Genomic DNA, 23,342 nt, shown 5'->3' with positions numbered 1-23,342 from the left:
GGGAGCCGCTTGGCTCCCCTTTTTCGTTGGCACTCCCGCGCAGCCCTTGGGCATGGCTCATCTTCGATGAGCCTGGGGGGGGCGCTGCCCCTCGGCCTGCGGCCTCACCCCGAGATATTTAGTACAAGAAAAAAAGCATACCCCCCATGAGAGATCTTGCCAATACGGCAACTCTGAGTATGTTAGAATTGTTCTAAATAGGAGCTTCCCCATGCTGTCTGGCACCCTCAATCGTCGCCGTTTTTCCGATCTGTCCGATCAGGAAGTCCTTGCATTGGCGATTTCCAACGAGGAAGACGATGCACGGATTTACCGCCAATACGCTGAATCTCTGCGCGAGAGCTTTCCCGCATCAGCCAAAGTGTTTGATGGGATGGCCGAGGAGGAGGACGAGCATCGCCGCCTGCTGATTGACGCCCACAAGGCGCGGTTTGGTGACGTGATCCCGCTTATTCGCCGCGAACATGTTGCCGGGTTTTACGCCCGGCGACCGGTCTGGCTGGTGGAAAACCTCGGACTTGAAACCATTCGGGCAGAGGCGCGGGAGATGGAACGGCAGGCCGAGCAGTTCTATCGCAAAGCGGCGGACCGGACCACGGATGCCAACACGCGCAAACTCCTGGGGGATCTGGCGGCCGCTGAAGCGGATCACGGCAACGTGGCCGGCCAGCTTGAGGCAGAGCACCTGGCCGATCACGCCCGCGAAGAGGAAGATGCCGACGCGCGGCGTCAGTTCATCCTGACCTGGGTGCAACCGGGTCTGGCCGGGCTTATGGATGGGTCCGTTTCGACCCTCGCCCCGATCTTTGCCACCGCCTTTGCCACCCATGACACGCACACGACGTTTCTGGTCGGGCTTGCAGCCTCAGTCGGGGCGGGGATTTCCATGGGCTTTACCGAAGCGGCCTCAGATGATGGCGAGCTTTCGGGCCGGGGCAGCCCGGTCAAACGCGGCTTTGCCTCAGGCATCATGACCACGTTGGGTGGGTTGGGCCACGCCCTGCCCTATCTGATCACCGATTTCTGGACCGCCACCACGATTGCAATCATCGTCGTCTTTATTGAGCTGTGGGCCATTGTCTGGATCCAGAACAAATACATGCAAACCCCGTTTGGCCGCGCCACCATGCAGGTGGTCATGGGGGGCGCCTTGGTCTTTGCAGCCGGTGTTCTGATCGGTGGCGGATGAGGCGTTTGGTCTTTCGGGATCAAACTCCATTGTCGCCGGGCCTGGTTTCATGCTGAATGAGGGCCTTCAGAGGAGGGCCCGACATGTGCGACACAAGTGACAAAACCACCGCTATTCCCACGGTTCAGATCGACACCCCCCGCATGCGCGTGACCGAATGGCGCTTTCCTCATAAAGGGGCGCAAACCGGCTGGCATCGCCACGCGTACGACTATGTCGTGGTGCCGCTTTTCAATGGCCAGCTGCGAATCGAACTGCCCGGCGGAGAGGAGATGATCGCTGAACTGCGCCACGGCGTGCCCTATGCGCGCGACATCGGCACCGAGCATAACGTGATCAGCGACAATGACTTTGAATGCGCCTTCATCGAACTGGAGCTGCTGGAAGATCGACCGGGATGAGGCCCCCTGCAATGCCCCCTTTGCCCCATGCCTGCACAGGGGGACCACTTTTTGCTGCCCAATCTGGCCCGACTTGACTTTTGCAGTTCAATTGCCCCGCAAGGTGCGATAGCCAGTTTTCATGATTGATGTGCTGCTTCAGACCCTGCCGTTTTTCGCCCTGATTGGCCTGGGCTTTGCAGCGGCCGCCCGTGGCTTTTTCCCCCCTGAGGCCACCGCCTATCTGACCCGTTTCGTGTTTTATTTCGCGCTATCGGCCATGCTGTTTCGCTTTGCCGCCAACCTGACCCTGTCCGAGGTCCTGAACTGGCCGTTCATCTGGGCTTATGCGGCAGGAGGGGCCGTGGTCTATGCGCTGGCGACAATCGTCGCTTTGATGCGCCGAGTTGGGGTGGAGGAAGCCGCGGTCGAGGCGCAATGCGCGGTGATCGGCAATACCGGTTTTCTGGGCGTGCCGATGCTCGCGCTTCTGTTGGGAGAGGCCGCAATTGGCCCGGTCATGCTGGTCCTCGCCGTGGATCTGTTCCTGTTTGGCAGCCTGATCGTGATCCTGATCACCGGCCACCGGGATGGCAGGGTCAGCCCGGCCGTCCTGATCAGCGTGGCCAAAGGGCTTGCGACCAACCCGATGATCGTGTCCATCGCTCTGGGCTTTGCCTGGTCCTCCACCGGATGGGCATTGCCTGTGCCGGCCAACCGCTTTCTCGAAATCCTTTCGGGGGCCTCCACCCCCGGTGCCCTGTTTGCCATTGGCGCGTCGCTGGCGGTGAAATCCGCCGAACGCCTGTCGGTGGCAAGCTGGCTGAGCTTTGCCAAGCTGGTGCTGCACCCCGCAGCGGTTGCGTTCTTTGCCTTGGTTGTCTTTGATGTCGCCGCCTATCCGGCAGGGGTCATGATTGCCGCCGCGGGGCTTCCGGTTGCGGGCAATGTCTATATCCTTGCGCAGCATTACAATGTTGCCCCCCATCGCGCCTCGGCTGCGATCCTTATCTCTACACTCCTGTCAATCCTGACGGTTTCCGCCATTCTAGCCTGGGTAAGCTCATGATCCTTCTCACCGGCGCCTATCGCCTTTTCTTCCCCGCCGCCGCCCTGTTTACCGGGCTGGCCATTCCGCTTTGGCTGATGATGTTCATGGGTGCTTCGGATGTGATGAGTGCCCCCTACCTGTGGCACCAGCACGAGATGCTGTTTGGCTATCTGCCTGCTGCCATTGCCGGGTTTTTATTCACCGCCATCCCGAACTGGACCGGACGCCCGCCGCTGGGGCCGGTAGCACTTGCGCTTTTATTCACCCTTTGGGCCTCTGCACGGGTGGCGATGTTTGTGGCGCCCGAAGCGGCCTGGACCCATCAGCTTGCCGTGGCCTTCCTGCCGGTGGTGGCCGGGCTTGCACTTGGCAACCTGATCCTCTCCCAAAACAGCCGGAATTACATTGTCGCAGCGGTGATCTTTGCGCTTGGACTGGCGCAGGCAATGTTTTTGTGGACCGATGCCGATCTTGGACTGACCGCTGGCTTTGCCATGGCCTTTGTGCTGATGGTGCATATTGGGGGGCGCGTCACCCCCGCATTCAGCCGCAACTGGCTGCGCCAACGCAAAGCGCCGCGCGTTCCGGCCCCCTTTGGCCGGGTGGATCAGGTGGCCATCACCCTGACCGCGGCCACCGCTCTCGGTTGGGTGTTTATCGGGGCGACCCCTTTGGTGGGCATGTTCGCCGCCGCCACCGCGGTTGCGCTGGCGCTGCGCCTGTCGCGCTGGTGCGGCCTGTCTGTCCTGTCCGAGCCGCTTTTGTTCGCGCAACATGCAGCCTATGGCTGGTTGGTGATCTCCATGGCCCTGCTGGCGCTACACGGGCTGGGTGAAATGGCCACCGCAAGCCAGCTGCGCCACGCGATTGGCGCAGGGGCCATCGGCTCAATGACAGTGATCGTGATGCTGCGCGCAATGCTGGGCCATTCCGGGCGCCCGCTGGTGGGCAGCAAGCTGGACGTGGCTTTGCTTCTGTGCATTCACCTGGGCGCGGCGATCCGTGTCATGGCGGATTGGTTTGGCGCGCCCATCGGATTCATCCACGCGGGTGGCACATTCTGGGCGCTTGGCATGATCCTGTTTGCAATCCGCATCATCCCCATTGCGCTCACACCGCGCCTGCAAAGCTGAGGCACGTTCCAGTTCATAACCGGTCGCGAATGGGGATCCACGGCCGCAGATTTTACGCTACGGTTCGACATACACACACGCACGCCGCGCCAGGACCATAATCTTTCAGAGGACTGCACAGATGGAAACTCTCTCTCAAAACGCCTGTTTCGGGGGCGTTCAGGGCGTCTATCGCCACAAATCCGATGCCACCGGCACCGATATGACCTTTGGTCTGTTCCTGCCCGCCGAGGCGCAGGATGGGCCGGTGCCGGTGCTGTGGTATCTGTCCGGCCTGACCTGCACCCATGAAAACGCCATGACCAAGGCCGGAGCACAGGCCTGGGCCGCAAATGAGGGAATTGCCCTGATCTTCCCCGACACGTCGCCGCGCGGTGATGGTGTGGCCGATGATGACGCCTATGACCTTGGTCAGGGGGCCGGCTTTTATGTAAACGCCACCGAAGCCCCCTGGGCTCCGCATTTCAACATGTGGGACTATGTCACCGAAGACCTGCCCGAGCTGGTCTTCAACGAATTTGCGCTCGACGCGGATCGACAAGGCATCACCGGCCATTCGATGGGCGGACACGGGGCGCTGACCATTGCCATGACCCTGCCTGAACGCTTCCGCTCCGTCTCGGCCTTTGCACCGATCTGCAATCCGACCGCATCGGATTGGGGCACCAAGCAACTGGGCGCCTATCTGGGCAGTGACAGCACCAAATGGGTGGCACATGATGCCAGCCTCCTGATGAAGAACAATGGGTTCGAAGGCCCCATGCTGATTGACACCGGCACCAAGGATCAGTTCATCGACCTCCTGAAGCCCGAAGCCCTGGCCCAGGCCATTGCCACCCGTCGCCAGCAGGCGGTGTTCCGCATGCAGCCCGGCTATGATCACAGCTATTTCTTCGTCTCAAGCTTCATGGAAGACCATGTCAGCTTCCACGCCGAAGCCCTCTACGCTTAACGCCAGCGCAGCCGGGCGGGAAAGGAAACAGCGATGATCTATGTCGATGCCGATGCCTGCCCGGTAAAAGCCGAAGCCGAAGCGGTGGCCACCCGCCACCGCCTCATGATCTATTTCGTTTCAAATGGCGGGTTGCGCCCTTCGCAAAACCCGCTGGTTGAAATGATCTATGTCGCCGACGGGCCCGACGTGGCAGATATGTGGATCGCCGAGCGGGCCGGCAAAGGTGACGTGGTGGTGACGGGCGACATTCCACTTGCTGCCAAATGCGTAGAGGCCGGTGCGCAGGTATTGCGCCCAAATGGCGAAGCTCTGAACCAGCGCAATATCGGCCAGACACTTGCCACCCGAGACCTGATGGCTGACCTGCGGGCGGCAGACCCATTCCGCCAGGGCGGTGGCAAACCGTTTTCCAAGGCGGACCGCTCGCGCTTTCGCGATGCGCTGGAACGCGCCGTGCAGGCCGCCAAACGCCTCTGAGCACAGATATCTTTCCCTAAGGGAACGGGGCAAAGCCAGCCATTTTTCCCCTTAATCGAAGTCCCCCATTCGGTTTTATCAGAGGCAACTGGGTGCATACCCGACAGTGAGTGAGGGAAAGATGGAACTTGTGATTAGCCTTATCGCAGGTGCCGTGGGCGGCAACGTTGCAGGTAAAACCATCGGGTCTATCAATCAGGGGACCCTGATCAATTCGATCGCCGGTATCTTGGGCGGCGGCCTTGGCGGGCAGTTGTTGTCAATGGTGGGGGCCGGTGGCCTTGCCGGGGGCGGCATGGACCTCGTGGGGATCATCGGCCAACTCGCCTCGGGTGGCGTCGGTGGCGGTGTTGTGCTGGCCATTGTCAGCCTGATCCGGAATGCCATTGCGAAATAATGCTTTGCGGTCAAACCGAGCAGGGTATTTGACACAGGCTATTTCAGGTTCGTTTTATGAGTGCAGGGGGGGCGTCATGCCTCCCCATTTTCATTGCGCTTTCAAGCGTTTCAAGTTTATCCCGAACCGCGTTAAGTCCGCCGGGCAATTTCGGTCACTGTCTGCCCCAGAATGACCGCCCCCGCCGCACCGATCACCCCACCCGCAACACGGTTGAGACGCTGCAAGGCCGTGGGGCTTTTCATCATCCCCCGCGCCTTGGCCGCAAGAAATGCATAGGGCGTAAGCGTGGCGAACAGCACCAAAAAGGTCAGAATCGACAGCTTTGCCCAGGTCAAAAGGCCAATGCTTTCAAGGTCAACCAAGGTGGGCAGCAGGGCGAGGTAAAAGACAATGGGTTTGGGGTTGGACAGTGTCACCGCAATCCCACCAAAAAAGGCCCGCGCGGCCCCATGCCCTTTTTCCCTATGCACCTGCGTCAGCCCCGCCTCGCTGCGCCAGAACTTGTAGGCCAGATAAAACAGATACAGCCCACCCAGGATCTTGACCGCGATAAAGGCATCGGCAAATACCCGGGCCACCGCAGCCAACCCGGCAATTGCAACGCTGAGGTAAATGATGTCCCCCATCGCAATCCCAACCAGCATGACCATCGCCACCCGAAATCCCCCGCCCAGAGATTGCCCCACAAGTGCAGCAATACCGGGCCCCGGAATCACCGCCGCAATCGACAGGGCAAGCGCATAGGTCAACAGGGGGGTGATACTCTCCATCCGGCGGCTCCTCATTCCAGATCCCTCAGGACCCTAGGGGCAACCGATCAAGCAGACAAGGCAAATGACACGCTTTTTAGCCGAATTCGTCGCCTCTTCCCTTGCTTAACCACGCGTCGCTTTGTAGGCATGAAACGACGCATCAAAGAGGGCCTTCTCATGCCGCATAGCGACCCGAAAACCCTTGTTTCAACCAATTGGCTTGAAACCCACCTGAAAGATCCCGACCTGCGGGTGATTGACGCCAGCTGGTTCATGCCCGACATGGAGCGGGACGCAAAGGCGGAATATGACGCCGCGCATATCCCGGGCGCACGCTATTTCGACATCGATGAAATTGCTGACCTGCGGTCAGACCTGCCACATATGGTCCCGCCGGTTGAAAAGTTCATGTCGCGGATGCGCGCGATGGGCATTGGCGATGGGCATCAGGTGGTGGTCTATGACGCGCTGGGCATGTTTTCGGCCGCGCGCGTCTGGTGGATGTTCCGCCTGATGGGCAAAATGGATATCGCGGTGCTGGACGGCGGTTTCCCGAAATGGCAAGCCGAGGGGCGCCCGGTCGAGGACCTGCCCCCGGTGATCCGGGACCGACATATGAGCGTCAGCCGCCAGGCCCATATGATCAAGGACGTCACCCAGGTCGCAGCCGCCTCCAAGCTGGGGGATTACGAAATCATCGACGCGCGCAGCGCAGATCGCTTCCGTGGTGAGGTGGCTGAACCGCGCGAAGGTCTGCGCTCAGGCCATATCCCCAATTCGAAAAACCTGCCCTTTGGCGAGCTGTTCAATGCCGACGGCACCATGAAGGACGAGGCCGGCATTCGCGCCGCCTTTGACGCCGCCAACGTGGACCTTGCCAAACCCGCCATCCTGTCCTGCGGATCCGGCGTGACCGCCTGCATTCTGGCCTTGGCGCTGGAACGCATCGGCCATGACCGCCACGCCGTCTATGACGGAAGCTGGTCGGAATGGGGCATGTATAACGATCTGAAAGTCGCAACCGGAGAATAACGCGATGTTCAACACCCTCAAGGCACAGCCCGTCGATAAGATCATGGCGCTGATGCAAATGTATCGCGAGGACCCTCGTGAAAACAAAATCGACCTCGGTGTCGGCGTGTACAAGAACGCCCAGGGTGTGACCCCGGTCATGCGCGCCGTGAAGGCTGCTGAAAAGGTGCTGTGGGACGTGGAAGGCACCAAATCCTACACCGGTCTGGCCGGGGATCCCGCCTATGGCAACGCGCTGTCCGATCTGGTCCTGGGCAGCGCCAAGGATGGCTCTCGCTTGTCGATGGCCGCACAGCCCGGCGGGACCGGCGCCATCCACCAGGCGGTGGAGCTGATTAAAATGGCCAACGCCGATGCCACCATCTGGCTGTCCGCCCCCACCTGGCCAAACCACCCCTCGATCATCAAACACCTCGGCATGACCATGGCCGAATACCGCTATTTCGACAATGAAACCCGCGCGGTGGATTTCGACGGGATGATGGATGACCTGAAGGGCGTGAAAGCCGGTGACGCGGTGCTCTTGCACGGCTGCTGCCACAACCCGACCGGTGCCAACCTGAACCTTGAGCAATGGAAAGAGGTCGCAACCCTTCTCGAAGCCAAAGGTGCGATCCCCTTCATCGACATCGCCTATCAGGGCTTTGGCGACGGGCTGGAAGAAGACGCCGCCGGTGTGCGCCTGATTGCCCAATCGGTGCCCGAAGTGATGATCGCCGCCAGCTGCTCGAAAAACTTCGGCATCTACCGCGAGCGCACCGGGCTTTTGATGACCCTCTCGGCCAATGCCGATCAGGCTGGCGTGACCCAGCAGAACCTGACCCACCTGAACCGCCAGAACTTCAGCTTCCCGCCCGACCACGGTGCACGCCTTGTGACGATGATCCTGGAAGATGAGGGCCTGAAAGCGGACTGGATGGCAGAGCTGGAAGACGTGCGCCTTGGCATGCTTGGCCTGCGCCAGCAACTGGCGGACGAGCTGCGCACCCGCACCAACTCCGACCGCTTCGGCTTTATCGCCGAGCACCGCGGCATGTTCTCACGCCTGGGCGCCACGCCCGAGCAGGTCGAGAAAATGCGCGTGGATCACGGCATCTATATGGTCGGCGACTCGCGCCTGAACATCGCGGGCCTCAATGCAGACACCGTGCCAATTCTGGCCGAAGCGATTGTGGCGGCTGGCGTTTAAGGTCAAACATCTTAGTTGAGATTGGCGGCTCCCAGATCACTGATTTGGGAGCCGTTTTCATTGTTGGTGTTTAGTGGAGTAAAAACTGCAGCAACCCACCTGCACCGCAGCGATGCCTAGCCGCAATTGGAGAGGTTCACACCAAAACTACCTAAGAATTGTCCGTTACGATTTGTGTAAGAGTGCTCAATATTTGCACCCTTTTTGATATAGGGCCAAGCACCGCTCGAGGGATCACAACTTCGGCCAGTTACGGTTGCGATTTGTTCATCGGATAAGGGGCCAGCCCGGTCAGTATCTAGCACATAGTGGTAGGTGAACACATGCCCGCGCGCCTCTACTTTTACCGCTGTGGTCGTCCCATCTTTGTAGTGTTTTGGCAGCAGCGGTTGAAAGTAAGCAACAATCTCTAAAAGTTCATCTTCCAGTGACTGGCCGCTTTCTTTTGTATCAGCATAAGCATTGGTGATAGCAGCAAAAAAAGACGCCCCCGCTGAAGTAAAGGCACACAAAATTTTAATAAGATTCGCTTTATTAAGCATAAGATATTCGAAGCTCCTGTGCTGAAATCAAAATCTGCACCCCACGTAACACAATGGGTACGACGCAGCATCACCAATCCCCAACATCTTCTGCCTCATAAATCGCCGGCAACTCCGTCGCCATTTGAAGGAGGGTCAGCGCAGCCATCAGAACCTGCCTCTGCAACAGAAATCAAAAGGGGGCGCAAACCGCGCCCCCTTTCTTCTTCCCTGTCGGACTTGCGTCCCCCTCGGCATGCGCTCTGGTTTTCTTCTTGGACCAAATACTCTCGCCGAAGGCATTGCCGCGCCAAAGGCGCGACAACCTCTTACTTAGCTGTTGGTGAACTCCGGATAGGCTTCCATGCCAAGCTCGGCCACATCCAATCCGCGCATCTCATCATCTGCGTCCACCCGCAGACCAACCACAGCTTTGATCAGGGTGAAAAGGATGTAGCTGACCACAAAGGTGAAGCCACCGATGGCCGCAAAGCCAATGATCTGCGTCACAAAGCTCGCATCAGCATTTGTCCAGGCCACAATGAAGGTGCCCCAGAAGCCCGCAATCAGGTGGACCGGGATGGCACCAACAACGTCGTCGATCTTCAGCTTGTCCAGCATCGGCACCGCATAGACCACAATCGCACCACCAACACCGCCAATGATCAGCGCCTGAAACAGCGAGGGTTCAAGCGGCTGCGCGGTGATCGACACAAGACCCGCCAGCGCGCCGTTCAAAACCATGGTCAGATCCGGCTTGCCAAAGCTCACCTGCGTCAGGATCAGCGCGACAACAGCCCCGGCCGCGGCGGCCATATTGGTGTTGGCAAAGATACGGCTCACGTCAGACACGTCCCCAATGGTCCCCATCGCCAGCTGCGAGCCGCCATTGAAACCAAACCAGCCGAGCCACAGGATAAACGTCCCCAGCGTGGCCAAAGCAAGGTTCGAACCGGGCATGGCAATCACACGGCCATCCTTGTATTTGCCCAGACGCGGACCCAGCACCAGCACCCCGGCAAGCGCCGCAAAACCACCAGCCGCATGCACAAGCGTTGAACCTGCAAAGTCCTGGAACCCCAGGCCATCCAACCAGCCGCCACCCCATTTCCACGAGGCCTCGATCGGATAGATCACCCCGGTCAGGACCACCACGAAAAACAGGAACGGCCACAGTTTGATGCGTTCCGCCAGCGTGCCCGACACGATCGACGCGGTGGTGGCGCAGAACATCAGCTGGAAGAAGAAATCCGACCCGACCGAGGCATAGCCCACATCCGCCACATCGGCCCCGACCCCTACAGGCTCAAGCGCAGCCGGGGCAATCGCGCCGAGGAAGCCCGGAATGATCCACGCATCGCCCGGGTACATCAGCCCGTAGCCGACCAGCCAATACATGATCGCCGCAAATGAAAAGAGCGCCACGTTTTTGATCAACTGCATGGTCACATTCTTTGACCGGACAAGACCGGCCTCAAGCATCGCAAAGCCCGCTGCCATCCAGAAAACAAGAAAGCCGCCGATCAGAAACAGAAGCGTTGTGAAAATGAACTGGCTGTGGGCCATCGCCTCACCATCTGCCAGTGCCACCCCGGGGAGCATTGCCATCCCCACTGCGAGTAGTGCTTTTTTCATGTCCATCCCCTCAAATTGCATCCATATCCGTTTCGCCCGTGCGCACCCGCATGGCACTGGCGACATCCAGCGTGAAAATCTTGCCGTCCCCGATCTTGCCGGTCTGGGCTGACTTGGCGATGGTGGCGACCACCGCCTCCGCCAGATCATCCGCCACCACGATTTCCAGCTTCATCTTCGGCAGGAAATTCACGTCATATTCCGCCCCACGATAGATTTCCGTATGTCCGGCCTGCATGCCGAACCCTTTGATTTCCGTTACCATCATGCCGCTCACTCCAAGCCCCACGAGCGCCTCACGCACCTCGTCGAGCTTGAATGGCTTGATCGCTGCAATGATCAGTTTCACGCCTTTCTCCTTTTCGTATTCCAGGTGGCGCAAAACCAAATCACGCCGTCCCCCCTATCGGGGCGCCTTTGCCGGGAAATGGGCAGGGGGCCGGTCGGGAAAGCCGGGATTTATTGGGCGGAAAACGAAGGCTGCGGAAAAATGCTGCGCGTGCAAAACGGGTTTGCCCATTTTTTCACCATTGGGAAAGCGTGCGGTTCCTTGCGCAATCACCGTGGGAAAGCTCGCTCAGGGGACAGGATCGGGCTACACAGATCGGTGTTGATTCGTTACCTTGGCCCCAACGAGCAGACCTGGACCGCAAAACCGGCCCCCAAAACTGGACCTGAATATAATGAGCCAATCCGGCCGAAAACGCCCCGTTCTGGTGGCGGACAAACGCTACCCGTCGTCCTCTGCAGCTGCCAAGAAGCCTGCTGCAAAGAAACCGGCAAAGGCAAAATCCCCCAAACGCAGCCCCAGACCAAATGGCGGGGGTGGCAACAAGGGTGGCGGCGGCATCCTGATGTGGCCGGTCCGCATGGTGCAATGGCTGATCCGGTTGACGTGGAGACTGATCTGGAAAGGGGCGCTTGTTGTGGCGCTGATTGTCGGTCTGGCCGTGTTCTATTTCGCCTCGACCATGCCGGAACTGACCACCATGCTGGACGGGCGGGCCAAGGGATCGGTGACCATTCTGGACCGATACGGGCAGGTTTACGCCTGGCGCGGCGATCAGCGTGGCGGCACCGTGACCACCGAAACTGTCAGCCCATATCTGCGTGATGCGGTTGTGGCTTCGGAAGACAAACGCTTTTACCGCCACCTGGGCGTCAGCCCGCGCGGCGTTGCCTCTGCCATTCGTATCAATATGCGCGAAGGGCGCGGGCCCTTGTCTGGCCACGGGGGCTCAACCCTCACCCAACAGGTGGCGAAACTGCTTTGCCTTGGCGTGCCTTACGACCCGGACCAGTGGGAGAGCGAGGCCGATTACGAGGCCGATTGCCGCCGCGGCTCTCTGTGGCGCAAGATCAAGGAAGCGGTCTATGCGATGGCGTTGGAGGCGAAGTTCTCCAAGAATGAAATTCTGACCATCTATCTGAACCGTGCCTATCTGGGCGCGGGGTCACACGGGTTTGACGCAGCTGCGCGCCGGTATTTTGCCATTCCAGCATCTGACCTGAACCCGGCACAGGCGGCGATGCTGGCTGGTATGCTGCCCAAACCGTCGATTTACGCGCCGACCAACGACCTGAAACGTTCTCAGGATCGCGCGGCCACCGTGCTGCGTTTGATGCGTGAACAGGGCTATATCTCGACCGCAGACGAAAAGAAGTATCAGAACAATCCCGCCACCCTGTCCGCCGCAGCCAAGGCGCAGGCCGGGGGGTATTTTGCCGACTGGATCATGCGCGATCTGCCCGCCTTCCTTACTCGTAAAACAACCGAGGATGTGGTGATCAAATCCACCCTCGACCCGGCCATCCAGACCGCTGCCGAAGACGCTATCGACTGGGTGTTCGAAAACAAGGTGCGCGAAGGGTCAAAAGCCCAGGCCGCCATCGTGGTGATGAGCGCCGACGGCGCCGTGCGGGCCATGGTGGGGGGGCGCGAAAAACGCGTCGTCGGGGCGTTCAACCGGGCCACCCAGGCAAAGCGCCAGACCGGCTCTTCGTTCAAACCCTTCGTTTATGCGGCGGCCCTGGATCTGGGCTATAACTGGAATGATTTCGTGCTGGACGAGCCCTATTGCTTGAACGTTCCCGGCTCTGGCCAATGGTGCCCGAAAAACTACACCCGCAAGCATTACGGCAATGTCAGCCTGACCGAGGCGCTGACCAAATCCCTGAACGTCCCCGCCGTGAAAATCTCTGAAACCGTGGGACGAGAGGCCGTCAGAACCGTGGCCGAGAGCTTTGGCATCGAAAGCGACCTCGCCGCCGGGCCGGCGCTTGCCTTAGGGGTGTCGGAAAGTTCGCTTCTGGAAACCACCGGTGCCTATGCCGGGATCCTCAATGGCGGGTCATCGGTCACTCCTTACGGGCTGACCGAACTGACATTGGTGGGCGACAAGGACCCGTTGATGACACAGACCGGCGGCATGGGCGAGCGCGTCATCACCCCCCGCGCAGCCGAGCAGCTGGTCTATATGATGAACCAGGTTGTCGAGAAGGGTTCGGGCCATCGCGCGCGCATCAAGGGGCGTGAAGTCGCTGGGAAAACCGGCACCACCCAAAGTGCGAAGGATGCGTGGTTTGTCGGATTCACGGCTGATTACGTGGCCGGGGTCTGGATGGGATATGATGACAACACTCCGCTGAAGGGCGTCACCGGCAGCGGCCTGCCCGCCGAAATCTGGCAACACGCCATGGCCAAAATCCATACAGACCTTCCCGCCCGCCCCCTTCCCATGATCCGCCCCAATGCGGCCCCTCAGTTTGAAGGCGATACGTTCTCATCCGATCCGGGCACGGCGCCGCGCGCACCGTCACAGGAAGGCACCAATCTGGGGGATGTGGTTGAAGATGTGCTGATCAACGTGATCCGCGGCATCTTTGGTCAGGGGAATTGAAGCATCGGCAATTGAGGCCCGGAGAATTGATCCGACCGGAAGGATCGGGGGATCGACCTTGCGACCCAAAAATCGCATTGCAGATCCCCCTCAGCAATGACATGTGAGGCCCGCAAAACGCCCAACGCGAATCAAGGTCGGAGCCCCCATATGAACTGGTTGATTGATGCCGCTGCCGTGATGGTCATTCCTGCGGTCCTCCTGTCGTTCTGGATTACATCCCGACGTCGGGAATTTGCAGCACTGCGGGCCAGCGGGCAAAAGCTCAACCTGCGACTTGCGACCCTTTATGCGGGCTATCAGCGTCCGTTCGGCGATCCGCTGCGCGCCAGCCACATCCGCATGGCCCGGATCGGTTTCCTGCATTGGGCAATGATGCTGGCAGGGTTCATGATCGTTTTTGTCGCGGGCATGTCGTCGCTGCTGCTGAGCTGAGCCGCCCCGCCCACAAAAAAACCCGACCCACGATGGGCCGGGTTTTATTGTTTGGCAGGGTGTGCCGGTCAGTATTTTGCCAGATCCCGGATCAGCAAATCCAGATCCCCCTTGCGCTTGTCCAGCATGGCGCCGATTTCCTTGCGCTCGGATTTCACGATCGAGATGCCTTCGACCTGCATGTCGATAAATTTGCCATTTTTCGAGGACACGATGAACACCACATCGAAGGGCGCCTTGCCCTGCAATTTGGTCATGGTCAGAACTTCGAAACGGCTTTTCACCTGCTTGGAGCTGACCACCTCGATCTTGCCCCCTTCGAACTCACGAAAACGGCTGCCGTAACGATTTGCGATATACCCGGTGAAGGCCTTGGTGAACGCGCTTTTCTGCGATGCCGAGGCCGAACGCCCGTCAACACCCAGCGCGGCCAGCGCAATAAAGTCGGTATCCGCATATTGCCGGAACACCCCTTCAAAGCGACTGATCATCTTGCTTTCCGGCATGCCGGAATTGATGATCGAGTTGATATCCGCAACCACCTTGCCAATCAGCTTTTCAGCCTGACCAGCGGAAATCGCGGCAAGCGCCGCCCCTGGCAAAGCAACCACGGCGGCCATGCCAGCCAATACCGTGCGTCGGTTCATGAATGTCATCTTACCCATCATACGCCTCATACAAATCATCAAGTTCATCATCCTCGACCACCTGCCCCAACTCATACCGGCGGCTGTCGAGATAATAGAGCTGCAAGGTCGCGTAGCCGTCGCCCTCGCTGTAAAGAATGCTGTCAACACTATCGGCAAAATCATAGCGATCGCCGAATTTCGACATCACCCAAGCACCTTTCGGCACATTGGTCCAGCCCGTCGGCAAAACATAGCCGAGCGGGTTCAGCACGAAATCTCCGACAATGCCAAGCGTGTCGCGTTCGGTGGAGGCCCCAAAGAAGGGCAGCACCACGTAATCCCCTTCGGCCATGCCCCAGACATGCAGGGTTTCGCCAAAATCACTCTCGCGTTCTTCCAGCCCGATATCGCTGGCCACATCAAACAAACCCAACAGACCAAAGGTGCTGTTGAACAGGAACCGCACCGTATTGTGCACCGCGTCGTCGATCTGCCCCTGCAGCAGCTTGTTCACCACGGTTCCCGGAAGGCTGGCGTTATCCGCGAAATTGGCAACCGCCGTGCGGGTTGGTTTCGGAACCTGGCCATAGACCTGCGCAGCCGGGCTGACCAGCATCTGGTCAAGCGCGATATTCGCTTTATGAGTGCGCCGGTTCTGCACCTCATGCGGGTCATCATATCCGGCAGGCACCGGCGCCTTGGCACAGGCGCCCAGCACAACCAGCGCGATCGCGGCAAAAACATGCGTCTTTTTCATCGTCAGCAGCCAGACAAGCCACCTCCGAATCCCGGTGGCCCGCCCCCTTTAAGTGGTATAGATATCCAACAGACACATAGAGATTGGGACGTGAATGCCCAGAGGGCAACCGTTTTGAAGGCCGAGATGTGACTATTTGGCGACAGAATGCCAAGCACGCTCTGGGTGATATTTTTTGTAGATTATTAAGGTTATTTGAGCATGCTGGGTGAACAAAATCGAGGCACGATGCGACAGGATATTCTGGAAAACGGCAAAGAGGAACTGCGCCGTGTGTGGCGTAATTACCGGGGGTTGCTTGTGGCTGCCGGAGTTTTCTCTGTTTTCGTCAATCTCCTCATGCTGACCGGCCCGATCTACATGCTGCAGGTCTATGACCGGGTGCTGGGATCACAAAGCATCGAAACACTGGTCGGGCTGACACTTGTGATGGCCTTCCTGTTTCTTGTTATGGGGGTGCTTGATTACGCCCGCGGCAGGGTGCTTGGTCGGATCGGCGCAGGCTTTCAGACCGATCTGGAACGACGGGTGTTCTCCTCCTCTCTGCGGCGGCTGGCCAGACACACCGGCACCACCAGCCACAGCAATAGCCTGCGCGATCTGGAAGCCGTGCAGCGCTTTGTCTCCAGTCCCGTTTTTACAGCCGTTTTCGATATTCCCTGGACACCGGTTTTCCTTTTTGCGATTGCCATTTTCCACCCATGGCTGGGTGCTCTGGCGGTTGCCGGTGGCCTGGTTCTGGTGGTGATCGCCATCCTGAACCAGATCCGCACCCTGCCCCCTGTCGCCCAGGCACAGGCGGCAAGTTCCCAGGCCGAACACATGCTGGCACAGCTCCAGGCTGAAGCCGAGATGATCCGCGCGCTGGGAATGCAGGATGCCGCCTTTGATCGCTGGCATCAGGTCCGCCATCACGCCCTTGTCGAAAACCTGACCAGCGCAGATCAATTGGGCCGCTTCTCGGCCCTGTCCAAAACATTCCGACTGTTTTTGCAATCTGCCATGCTGGGGCTGGGCGCATATTTGGCCATTCAGGGTGAGATTTCCCCCGGCGCCATGATCGCAGGCTCCATCCTGCTGGGGCGCGCCCTTGCCCCGGTGGATCTGGCCATTGGGCAGTGGCAGGTGGTGCAACGCGCGCGTTCGGGCTGGCGGGGACTGTCGGAACTTCTTGCAGAAATCCCGCAAGATCCCGAGCGGATGCAACTGCCGCGTCCCCGCGCGGAACTGACCGCCGAAAACGTTACCGTGGTGCCGCCGGGACAGAACGCGGCCAATCTGCGGATGGTGAATTTTTCACTCGCTCCGGGGCAGGCGCTCGGGGTGATCGGTCCTTCCGGCTCCGGCAAGTCAACACTTGCGCGGGTCATCACCGGCGCCTGGTCCCTTGCAGGAGGGAAAATGCGTCTGGATGGCGCCGCGCTAGAACAGTTTGACCCCGCTGTTTTGGGGCAGCATATCGGGTATCTGCCGCAGCGCATCACCCTGTTTGACGGCACCATTGCGGAAAACATCGCCGGGCTGGCCCCGCGGCCCGACCACGAAAAGGTGGTTGAGGCCGCCCGCCGGGCTGATGCACATGACATGATCCTGCGCCTGCCTGACGGTTATGACACCCATATCTCCGGGTCCGGCGGCATGTTGTCCGGTGGGCAGATGCAGCGCATCGGCCTGGCCCGCGCGCTTTACGGTGAACCCGTGGTTTTGGTGTTGGATGAGCCGAACTCGAACCTTGATAATGAAGGGACACTCGCCCTGAACAAGGCAATCCGAGACATCAAATCTCGCCAGGGATGTGTCATCATCATGGCCCACCGCCCCGCAGCCATTGCCGAATGCGACCTGCTTTTGATGCTCGAAGCGGGGACAGTGCGCGGCTTCGGCCCGCGTGATGAAATTCTCGCCAGACATGTGAAAAACGCCCAGCAGATCAGATCCCAACAGGGGCAAGGGGGCGTGCAATGACACAGCCCTCCCCCACCAGTCCCTTCTCGGCTCGACGCCCCCTGACCCTTGGCATCCTGGCGCTGATCTTCCTGATTGGCGGGTTCGGCTCATGGTCACTCCTGGCCAGCATCTCGGGTGCCGTGATCATTCCCGGCGCCATCGAAGTCGAACAGAACCGGCAGATCGTACAGCATCCCGATGGCGGCGTTGTTGCGGATATCAACGTGAAAGAGGGGGATCTGGTAGAGGCTGGGGAAGTCCTGATCCGGCTGGATGCAACCCTTCTGCAATCCCGCCTGAATGTGGTCGAAGGCCAGTATTTCGAACTATTGGCGCGCAGCGCGCGGCTGGTTGCGGAAAGGGACAATCTGGACAAGCTGAGCTTTGCGCCGGAACTGCTGAATGCAGCACAAACCCATCCAGACATCGCCGCGCTGGTGGCGGGGCAGGAACGCCTGTTTGTCTCGCGCCGCGAAACACGCGCCTCACAGACCGAACAACTGCGCAAACGCGTCGGCCAGATTAACAGCCAGATCTCCGGCCTGCAGGCGCAGGAAACGGCGCTGAACCGGCAGCTGGAGTTGATCCGCGCAGAATTGGCCAGTCAAAAATCGTTACTTGAAAAAGGCTTAACTCAGGCCAGCCGGGTTCTGGCACTGCAACGCGAGGAGGCCTCTCTGGCGGGCCGTATCGGAGAGCTTATTGCAGGGCGTGCACAGGCCGCGGGGCGTATGACCGAGATTGAGCTGCAGATTACCCAGCTTGCGGCCCAAGGACGTGAAGAGGCGATTTCCGCGCTCCGCGACATGGAAACCACCCGGCTGGAACTGGCCGAACAACGGATCAGTCTGCGCGAACAGATGCATCGCCTCGACATCCGCGCACCCGTGTCCGGCGTGGTGCATGGGATGCAGATCTTTGCCGAACGCTCGGTACTGCGACCGGCCGACACGGTGCTGTTTCTGGTGCCGCAGGACCGCCCCCTACGCATCGCCGCACAGGTCAGCCCGCTGCACATAGATCAGGTCCATGTCGGACAGGAGGTGCGGCTGCAGTTTTCAACCTTTTCCACCCGCACCACCCCTGAACTGCTTGGAACCGTGATCACCCTGTCCCCTGATGCGTTCCGCAATGACAGCACCGGGGAAAGCTTCTATCGCGCCGAGATTGCGCTGAATGAGGGTGAAATACAGAAACTGCCCGAAGGGGCCACCTTACTGCCCGGCATGCCGGTGACGGGCTTTGCCCGAACGCAGGAACAGACACCCTTCACCTATCTGGTGAAACCGTTCACTGATTATTTCACCAAGGCGTTTCGGGATCGCTAATGGACGCATTTCGCCTTTTCCCAGCCCCGGAAGCAGGCTAGCGTCCGGGGAAATGACATGAGGAGAGACGCGACATGAGCGGATATGAACAACGACTGGCCGAAATCGGTGTCACCCTGCCCGACGCCCCGGCCCCCGCCGCCAACTATGTGCCTTATGCACAGGTCGGCAACCTGGTGCATGTATCCGGGCAGATCTCGATGAAGGACGGTGCTTTCATCACCGGAAAACTGGGGCAGGATCTGGATGCAGACGCCGGGGCCGCCGCCGCCCGCCAATGCGCCATTGCCCTGCTGGCACAGGTCAAGGCCGCTTGCGGCGGAGACCTCGACCGTCTGGTTCGTGTGGTAAAGCTGGTGGGTTTTGTAAACTCGACATCTGATTTTGGAGATCAGCCCAAAGTGATCAACGGCGCGTCCGACTTTATGGTCGAAGCCCTTGGAGAGGCCGGTCGTCATGCCCGTTCCGCCGTTTCAGCAGCCAGCCTGCCCTTCGGCGTAGCCGTGGAAATCGAAGGGATTTTCGAAGTCAAATGACGCCCCTTCCCCCCTCATTCTTCACCGCTCCCATCGCACACCGCGCCTTTCACAACGTGAAAAATGGCCGGCCGGAAAATTCCCGCGCTGCGATCGAAGCCGCGGTGGAGCGCGGTTACGGCATCGAGATCGACCTGCAATTGTCAAAGGACCGGCAGGCAATGGTTTTTCACGACTATGATCTCGCCCGCCTTGCCGACGCAACGGGACCCATTCAGCAGCGCAGCGCGGATGATCTTGGCGCCATTGGGCTGCGCGGCGGGAATGAGGGGATCCCCAGCTTTGACGAGGTGTTGGCGCTAGTCGCGGGGCGGGTTCCGCTTCTGGTCGAGATCAAGGATCAGGACGGGGCAATGGGGCCACGCACCGGCCAGTTGGAACAGGCTGCGGCCCAGTGCCTGGAGCATTACAGGGGAGATGTGGCAATCATGTCCTTCAACCCCCACGCCATCGCCGAATTTGCAAAACACCGGCGCGATCTGCCGCTTGGACTGGTCACCTGCGCCTATTTGCAGGAGGATTGGCCCTTGCTGCCCGCCGCGACCCGTCGCCACCTGCGCGACATCCCGGATTTTGACCGTGTCGGGGCGGGTTTCATCAGCCATGATGTCAATGACCTGACCAACCCTGCGGTGCGCCGGTTGAAGGATCGCGGATTGCCGGTTCTGTGCTGGACGGTGCGTTCGCAAGAGGTCGAAGAAACAGCCCGACAGATTGCAGACAACGTGACCTTCGAAGGGTACGAGGCTTGACCCCCCGGGCGGTGGCTGCCTCAATGGGCTGGTGACTGACACCCAGATCGAAATCCGCGCCCATGCCTCACTTTCCGCCATTTCTGCTGCGGATTGGGATGCCTGTGCCTGCCCCGAGGCCATAAACGGGCGGGCGGTTGACCCGTTCACCACCTATCGCTTTCTCTCTGCCCTCGAAAAATCCGGCAGCGTCGGGGGACAAAGCGGTTGGCAGCCGCATTACCTGACAGTTCACACGGAAGGGCAGTTGATCGCCTGCGCACCGCTTTACGCAAAATCCCACAGCCAGGGCGAATATGTGTTCGATCACAGCTGGGCCAATGCTCTCGACCGGGCGGGTGGGCGGTATTACCCCAAACTGCAAATCGCTGTCCCCTTCACCCCGGTCACCGGGCGTCGCTTCCTGACCCGGCCGGGATATGACAGCATCGGGCGCGCTGCCCTGGTGCAGGGGGCGGTTCAGATCGCCGCTGACAATGAGCTCTCATCGCTCCACGTCACCTTTTGCACCGAAGAGGAACGCAAGGCGGGTGAAGCGATGGGGCTTTTGCCACGCGAAGGGGTGCAATATCATTTCGAGAATTCCGGGTTTGCGGATTTTGACAGCTATCTGGACAGCCTGACCTCTCGCAAACGCAAATCAATCCGTAAGGAACGGAGGGTCGCGCAGGGTTTTGGCGGCGAGATTGTATCCCTGACCGGAGCGGAGCTGCGCCCGGAACACTGGGATGCCTTCTGGTCCTTTTATCAAGACACCGGGGCGCGCAAATGGGGCAGCCCCTACCTGACCCGAGCGTTCTTTGATCTTGTCCAGGAAGAGATGCGCGATGATGTGTTGCTGTTTCTGGCCCTGCGAAATGGGGCACCGGTCGCGGGCGCGTTGAACTTCATCGGTCGCAACACGCTTTTTGGTCGCTATTGGGGGGCAACCGAGCATCACCCCTGCCTGCATTTCGAACTGTGCTATTATCAGGCCATCGAATATGCCCTGCGCCATGGGCTTTCTCGGGTCGAAGCCGGGGCACAGGGCGAACACAAACACGCACGCGGCTATATCCCCACGCGCACCCATTCATTGCACTGGATTGCAGATGAAGGTTTGCGCGAGGCAATTGACCGTTTCCTGCGCGAGGAGGCCGCGTTTATTCGTGAAGACATGGATGCCTTGCAGGAGTTGAGCCCGTTTCGCAAACCCGCAGAGGACGAAAGATGACACGGCTGACTGAGGAAGAACGCAACACGCACTTGCCGCCACTTCTGAACAATGGGTGGCGTATCACCAATGATCGTGACGCCATCCACAAGGCATTCCGGTTCTCCGGCTTTGTTGACGCATTCGGTTTCATGACCCGCGCCGCGTTTTTTGCCGAAAAATGGAACCACCACCCGGAGTGGTCCAATATCTACAATATTGTGGATGTGACGCTTACATCCCACGATGTTGGCGGGCTCAGCCTGCGTGATGTGAAGCTTGCACAAAAGCTTGATGCGCTTGCGGGCTAGGATTATCTGCTGAAATCGTTAAAGCATTTCGGGATAGACACAGGGCGGGTCCAGAAGGCCCGGATCAGGAGAAGAACATGAGCCATATCATTGTGATCGGTGCAGGTCAGGCGGGCGCATCCCTTGTGGCAAAGCTGCGCAATTCCGGCTTTGAAGGCCAAGTGACCCTGATTGGTGAAGAGAGTGCCCCCCCTTATCAACGCCCGCCCCTGTCCAAAGCCTATCTCTTGGGGGACATGGCGCTTGAACGGCTCTATCTGCGGCCTGAAAGTTTTTATGCAGAGCAGGACATCACGTTGCGGCTGAGCACCCGCGTGGACGCGATTGACGTTGCCGCGAAACAGGTGGTGATCGGTGGTGAACGCCTTGCCTATGACCAGCTGGCGCTGACCACCGGGTCCGCCCCGCGACACCTGCCCGCCGCGATTGGGGGCGATCTGGCAGGCGTGCATGTGGTCCGCACCCTGGGTGACGTCGACAGGATGGAACCCGAGTTTTCCGAAGGGCGCCGGGTGTTGATTGTCGGCGGTGGTTATATCGGGCTGGAGGCCGCAGCGGTTGCCGCCAAAAAGGGGCTTCAGGTCACGTTGGTGGAAATGGCAGACCGGATCCTGCAACGAGTTGCGGCACCGGAAACCTCTGATTATTTCCGCACACTGCACGCAACCCATGGGGTCAGGATCCTCGAGGGGATCGGCCTTGAAACCCTGACGGGAGACGGGCGTGTCTCGGGCGCGCGGCTTTCCGATGGGACCGCGCTTGAGGTGGATTTTGTCATTGTTGGCGTCGGCATCACGGCCAACACCGCCCTCGCCGAAGCAGCCGGGATCGAGATCGAAAACGGAATCAAGACCGGCGTTCAGGGGCGCACATCAGCCCCCGATATCTGGGCGGCCGGGGACTGTGCCTCCTTCCCGTATCGGGGCGAGCGGATCCGGCTGGAAAGTGTGCCAAACGCAATTGATCAGGCAGAAGTGGTCGCGCGCAACATGATGGGAGAGGGTGTGGAGTATCTGGCCAAGCCCTGGTTCTGGTCCGACCAATATGACGTAAAACTCCAGATCGCGGGTCTGAACACAGGATATGATCAGGTGATCACGCGCCCCGGCGACAAAGAGGGCGCGGTCAGCTTTTGGTATTATCAGGGCGACACGCTTTTGGCGGTGGATGCGGCCAATGATCCTCGCGCCTATATGATTGGAAAACGGCTGATCGAAGCCGGAAAGTCCCCTGCCTCAAAGGCCGTGGCGGACACAGGCATCGAACTGAAGTCGTTGATGTAATGCGGATTATTTCTGGCAGATTTCGCGGGCTCGCACTGGCAAGCGTTGGCAAGGGGGATGCGGGGGCCCATCTGCGCCCCACCACCGACCGGGTGCGCGAGAGCCTTTTTTCCATGCTGACCGGTGGTCGGTTTGGCGACCCGATCAACGAGGCCCGCGTGTTGGACCTGTTTGCGGGGACCGGCGCGCTGGGGCTTGAGGCGCTTTCACGCGGGGCCGCCCATGTCACGCTGGTGGATGATGGGCGAAAGGCTCTTTCTCTCATCCGGGAAAACATCGCCAAATGCCGCTGTCAGGACGAGGTGACAGTGGTCAAACGGGATGCCACCCGACTGCCGGAAGGCACGGCGCATAACCTGATCTTCCTTGACCCGCCTTATGGCAAAGGTCTGGGAGAAAAGGCGCTGAGCGCAGCCATCGCCGGGGGCTGGATCGCGCCGGATGCGTTGATCGTCTGGGAAGAAAACACCGAGATCACCCTGCCAGAGGGCATCCGGCTGCTGGACAGCCGCCGCTATGGCGACACGGTGATTTCAATCTGCGAGCCGGCGGAATAAA

At 59.7% G+C, this 23,342-nt stretch carries 25 protein-coding genes; 19 read left to right on the top strand and 6 right to left on the bottom strand.

The annotated features are described in order from the left end of the window. The first annotated feature begins 211 nt into the window (after positions 1-211). From mbfA to XMD517_RS12780, 7 genes are all read left to right on the top strand, one after another. A complete protein-coding gene (mbfA, locus tag XMD517_RS12810; protein WP_173484867.1) occupies positions 212-1,189 on the top strand; it encodes an iron exporter MbfA in 978 nt (325 codons plus the stop codon). Between the two features lie 83 nt (positions 1,190-1,272). Next, positions 1,273-1,590 (top strand): cupin domain-containing protein, encoded by a 318-nt coding sequence (locus XMD517_RS12805; RefSeq protein WP_173484866.1) that lies wholly within the window; start codon positions 1,273-1,275, stop codon positions 1,588-1,590. A 121-nt stretch (positions 1,591-1,711) separates the two neighbouring features. Further along, positions 1,712-2,638, top strand: coding sequence for an AEC family transporter (locus XMD517_RS12800; RefSeq protein ID WP_173484865.1), 927 nt, complete (start codon positions 1,712-1,714; stop codon positions 2,636-2,638). Continuing rightward, positions 2,635-3,753, top strand: coding sequence for an NnrS family protein (locus XMD517_RS12795; RefSeq protein WP_173484864.1), 1,119 nt, complete (start codon positions 2,635-2,637; stop codon positions 3,751-3,753). Before XMD517_RS12800 ends, XMD517_RS12795 begins: the two co-directional genes overlap by 4 nt. A 121-nt stretch (positions 3,754-3,874) precedes the next feature. Beyond that, positions 3,875-4,705: an S-formylglutathione hydrolase gene (fghA, locus tag XMD517_RS12790; protein WP_173484863.1), complete on the top strand. Its 831-nt coding sequence runs from the start codon at positions 3,875-3,877 to the stop codon at positions 4,703-4,705. A 33-nt stretch (positions 4,706-4,738) separates the two neighbouring features. Next, positions 4,739-5,185 carry a YaiI/YqxD family protein gene (locus tag XMD517_RS12785; RefSeq protein ID WP_173484862.1) on the top strand — a complete coding sequence of 149 codons (447 nt, stop codon included), beginning with the start codon at positions 4,739-4,741 and terminating at the stop codon, positions 5,183-5,185. Positions 5,186-5,306: 121 nt separating this feature from the next. Then, positions 5,307-5,582: a hypothetical protein gene (locus XMD517_RS12780; RefSeq protein WP_173484861.1), complete on the top strand. Its 276-nt coding sequence runs from the start codon at positions 5,307-5,309 to the stop codon at positions 5,580-5,582. 131 nt (positions 5,583-5,713) lie between these two features. Here XMD517_RS12780 and XMD517_RS12775 read toward each other — a convergent pair whose 3' ends face one another. Continuing rightward, positions 5,714-6,355 (bottom strand): LysE family translocator, encoded by a 642-nt coding sequence (locus XMD517_RS12775; protein ID WP_173484860.1) that lies wholly within the window; start codon positions 6,353-6,355, stop codon positions 5,714-5,716. A 159-nt stretch (positions 6,356-6,514) separates the two neighbouring features. On the opposite strand from XMD517_RS12775, the gene sseA reads away from it, so the two are divergent. Both sseA and XMD517_RS12765 read left to right on the top strand, forming a co-directional pair. Next, positions 6,515-7,369 carry a 3-mercaptopyruvate sulfurtransferase gene (gene sseA, locus XMD517_RS12770; RefSeq protein ID WP_173485573.1) on the top strand — a complete coding sequence of 285 codons (855 nt, stop codon included), beginning with the start codon at positions 6,515-6,517 and terminating at the stop codon, positions 7,367-7,369. A 4-nt stretch (positions 7,370-7,373) separates the two neighbouring features. Continuing rightward, the gene (locus XMD517_RS12765) at positions 7,374-8,558 is read left to right on the top strand and encodes an amino acid aminotransferase (protein ID WP_173484859.1); all 1,185 of its coding nucleotides are present in this window, start codon (positions 7,374-7,376) and stop codon (positions 8,556-8,558) included. Between the two features lie 116 nt (positions 8,559-8,674). Here the strand turns inward: XMD517_RS12765 and XMD517_RS12760 are convergent, their stop codons facing one another. The 3 genes from XMD517_RS12760 to XMD517_RS12750 all read right to left on the bottom strand — a co-directional run bounded on the left by XMD517_RS12760 (position 8,675) and on the right by XMD517_RS12750 (position 11,063). Beyond that, entirely contained in the window at positions 8,675-9,100 is a 426-nt protein-coding gene (locus XMD517_RS12760; protein ID WP_173484858.1) for a hypothetical protein, read from the bottom strand. Positions 9,101-9,412: 312 nt separating this feature from the next. Beyond that, positions 9,413-10,720: an ammonium transporter gene (gene amt / locus XMD517_RS12755; RefSeq protein WP_173484857.1), complete on the bottom strand. Its 1,308-nt coding sequence runs from the start codon at positions 10,718-10,720 to the stop codon at positions 9,413-9,415. Between the two features lie 4 nt (positions 10,721-10,724). Beyond that, complete coding sequence (locus XMD517_RS12750) at positions 10,725-11,063, bottom strand: P-II family nitrogen regulator (protein WP_173484856.1); 339 nt, start codon at positions 11,061-11,063, stop codon at positions 10,725-10,727. A 334-nt stretch (positions 11,064-11,397) separates the two neighbouring features. Here XMD517_RS12750 and XMD517_RS12745 point away from each other — a divergent pair, with 334 nt between their 5' ends. Both XMD517_RS12745 and XMD517_RS12740 read left to right on the top strand, forming a co-directional pair. After that, on the top strand, positions 11,398-13,614 hold the full coding sequence (locus XMD517_RS12745; protein WP_173484855.1) for a transglycosylase domain-containing protein: 2,217 nt from the start codon (positions 11,398-11,400) through the stop codon (positions 13,612-13,614). A gap of 150 nt (positions 13,615-13,764) precedes the next feature. Continuing rightward, a complete protein-coding gene (locus XMD517_RS12740) occupies positions 13,765-14,049 on the top strand; it encodes a hypothetical protein (protein ID WP_173484854.1) in 285 nt (94 codons plus the stop codon). Positions 14,050-14,117: 68 nt separating this feature from the next. On the opposite strand, the gene XMD517_RS12735 is transcribed toward XMD517_RS12740, so the two are convergent. Then, complete coding sequence (locus tag XMD517_RS12735; RefSeq protein ID WP_173485572.1) at positions 14,118-14,696, bottom strand: phospholipid-binding protein MlaC; 579 nt, start codon at positions 14,694-14,696, stop codon at positions 14,118-14,120. 10 nt (positions 14,697-14,706) lie between these two features. Continuing rightward, positions 14,707-15,435 (bottom strand): VacJ family lipoprotein, encoded by a 729-nt coding sequence (locus XMD517_RS12730; RefSeq protein WP_173484853.1) that lies wholly within the window; start codon positions 15,433-15,435, stop codon positions 14,707-14,709. Positions 15,436-15,636: 201 nt separating this feature from the next. Between XMD517_RS12730 and XMD517_RS12725 the strand changes: the two genes are divergently transcribed. The 8 genes from XMD517_RS12725 (at position 15,637) to rsmD (ending at position 23,341) form a co-directional block, all read left to right on the top strand. After that, a complete protein-coding gene (locus XMD517_RS12725) occupies positions 15,637-17,400 on the top strand; it encodes a type I secretion system permease/ATPase (protein ID WP_254449847.1) in 1,764 nt (587 codons plus the stop codon). Further along, on the top strand, positions 17,397-18,710 hold the full coding sequence (locus tag XMD517_RS12720) for an HlyD family type I secretion periplasmic adaptor subunit (protein ID WP_173484852.1): 1,314 nt from the start codon (positions 17,397-17,399) through the stop codon (positions 18,708-18,710). Before XMD517_RS12725 ends, XMD517_RS12720 begins: the two co-directional genes overlap by 4 nt. 74 nt (positions 18,711-18,784) lie before the next feature. Beyond that, positions 18,785-19,246, top strand: coding sequence for a RidA family protein (locus XMD517_RS12715; RefSeq protein WP_173484851.1), 462 nt, complete (start codon positions 18,785-18,787; stop codon positions 19,244-19,246). After that, the gene (locus XMD517_RS12710) at positions 19,243-19,998 is read left to right on the top strand and encodes a glycerophosphodiester phosphodiesterase family protein (RefSeq protein ID WP_173484850.1); all 756 of its coding nucleotides are present in this window, start codon (positions 19,243-19,245) and stop codon (positions 19,996-19,998) included. Before XMD517_RS12715 ends, XMD517_RS12710 begins: the two co-directional genes overlap by 4 nt. 31 nt (positions 19,999-20,029) lie before the next feature. Then, positions 20,030-21,211 (top strand): GNAT family N-acetyltransferase, encoded by a 1,182-nt coding sequence (locus tag XMD517_RS12705; RefSeq protein WP_173484849.1) that lies wholly within the window; start codon positions 20,030-20,032, stop codon positions 21,209-21,211. Then, a complete protein-coding gene (locus XMD517_RS12700) occupies positions 21,208-21,501 on the top strand; it encodes a 4a-hydroxytetrahydrobiopterin dehydratase (protein WP_173484848.1) in 294 nt (97 codons plus the stop codon). Before XMD517_RS12705 ends, XMD517_RS12700 begins: the two co-directional genes overlap by 4 nt. Positions 21,502-21,578: 77 nt before the next feature. Continuing rightward, positions 21,579-22,784, top strand: a complete 1,206-nt coding sequence (locus tag XMD517_RS12695; RefSeq protein WP_173484847.1) for an NAD(P)/FAD-dependent oxidoreductase — start codon at positions 21,579-21,581, stop codon at positions 22,782-22,784. Beyond that, entirely contained in the window at positions 22,784-23,341 is a 558-nt protein-coding gene (gene rsmD, locus XMD517_RS12690; protein ID WP_173484846.1) for a 16S rRNA (guanine(966)-N(2))-methyltransferase RsmD, read from the top strand. The genes XMD517_RS12695 and rsmD overlap by 1 nt, the downstream gene beginning before the upstream one ends. Position 23,342: the final 1 nt, after the last annotated feature.

Origin of the sequence: Aliiroseovarius sp. xm-d-517 (genome assembly GCF_013283135.1) — a bacterium.
GTDB classification, from domain to species: Bacteria; Pseudomonadota; Alphaproteobacteria; order Rhodobacterales; family Rhodobacteraceae; genus Aliiroseovarius; species Aliiroseovarius crassostreae.
The sequence above is the reverse complement of the archived record's forward strand: the minus strand, read 5'-3'. Positions and strand labels throughout refer to the sequence as shown.

Excerpts from the sequence above, each read along its gene's own strand:
- XMD517_RS12725 (WP_254449847.1), top strand. The coding sequence starts at position 15,637 with ATGCTGGGTGAACAAAATCGAGGCACGATGCGACAGGATATTCTGGAA.
- XMD517_RS12785 (WP_173484862.1), top strand. The coding sequence starts at position 4,739 with ATGATCTATGTCGATGCCGATGCCTGCCCGGTAAAAGCCGAAGCCGAA.
- XMD517_RS12780 (WP_173484861.1), top strand. The coding sequence starts at position 5,307 with ATGGAACTTGTGATTAGCCTTATCGCAGGTGCCGTGGGCGGCAACGTT.
- XMD517_RS12715 (WP_173484851.1), top strand. The coding sequence starts at position 18,785 with ATGAGCGGATATGAACAACGACTGGCCGAAATCGGTGTCACCCTGCCC.
- fghA (WP_173484863.1), top strand. The coding sequence starts at position 3,875 with ATGGAAACTCTCTCTCAAAACGCCTGTTTCGGGGGCGTTCAGGGCGTC.
- XMD517_RS12775 (WP_173484860.1), bottom strand. The coding sequence starts at position 6,355 with ATGGAGAGTATCACCCCCCTGTTGACCTATGCGCTTGCCCTGTCGATT.
- mbfA (WP_173484867.1), top strand. The coding sequence starts at position 212 with ATGCTGTCTGGCACCCTCAATCGTCGCCGTTTTTCCGATCTGTCCGAT.
- XMD517_RS12735 (WP_173485572.1), bottom strand. The coding sequence starts at position 14,696 with ATGAACCGACGCACGGTATTGGCTGGCATGGCCGCCGTGGTTGCTTTG.
- sseA (WP_173485573.1), top strand. The coding sequence starts at position 6,515 with ATGCCGCATAGCGACCCGAAAACCCTTGTTTCAACCAATTGGCTTGAA.
- XMD517_RS12795 (WP_173484864.1), top strand. The coding sequence starts at position 2,635 with ATGATCCTTCTCACCGGCGCCTATCGCCTTTTCTTCCCCGCCGCCGCC.
- XMD517_RS12765 (WP_173484859.1), top strand. The coding sequence starts at position 7,374 with ATGTTCAACACCCTCAAGGCACAGCCCGTCGATAAGATCATGGCGCTG.
- amt (WP_173484857.1), bottom strand. The coding sequence starts at position 10,720 with ATGGACATGAAAAAAGCACTACTCGCAGTGGGGATGGCAATGCTCCCC.
- XMD517_RS12745 (WP_173484855.1), top strand. The coding sequence starts at position 11,398 with ATGAGCCAATCCGGCCGAAAACGCCCCGTTCTGGTGGCGGACAAACGC.
- XMD517_RS12730 (WP_173484853.1), bottom strand. The coding sequence starts at position 15,435 with ATGAAAAAGACGCATGTTTTTGCCGCGATCGCGCTGGTTGTGCTGGGC.
- rsmD (WP_173484846.1), top strand. The coding sequence starts at position 22,784 with ATGCGGATTATTTCTGGCAGATTTCGCGGGCTCGCACTGGCAAGCGTT.
- XMD517_RS12720 (WP_173484852.1), top strand. The coding sequence starts at position 17,397 with ATGACACAGCCCTCCCCCACCAGTCCCTTCTCGGCTCGACGCCCCCTG.
- XMD517_RS12740 (WP_173484854.1), top strand. The coding sequence starts at position 13,765 with ATGAACTGGTTGATTGATGCCGCTGCCGTGATGGTCATTCCTGCGGTC.
- XMD517_RS12805 (WP_173484866.1), top strand. The coding sequence starts at position 1,273 with ATGTGCGACACAAGTGACAAAACCACCGCTATTCCCACGGTTCAGATC.
- XMD517_RS12760 (WP_173484858.1), bottom strand. The coding sequence starts at position 9,100 with ATGCTTAATAAAGCGAATCTTATTAAAATTTTGTGTGCCTTTACTTCA.
- XMD517_RS12695 (WP_173484847.1), top strand. The coding sequence starts at position 21,579 with ATGAGCCATATCATTGTGATCGGTGCAGGTCAGGCGGGCGCATCCCTT.
- XMD517_RS12710 (WP_173484850.1), top strand. The coding sequence starts at position 19,243 with ATGACGCCCCTTCCCCCCTCATTCTTCACCGCTCCCATCGCACACCGC.
- XMD517_RS12700 (WP_173484848.1), top strand. The coding sequence starts at position 21,208 with ATGACACGGCTGACTGAGGAAGAACGCAACACGCACTTGCCGCCACTT.
- XMD517_RS12800 (WP_173484865.1), top strand. The coding sequence starts at position 1,712 with ATGATTGATGTGCTGCTTCAGACCCTGCCGTTTTTCGCCCTGATTGGC.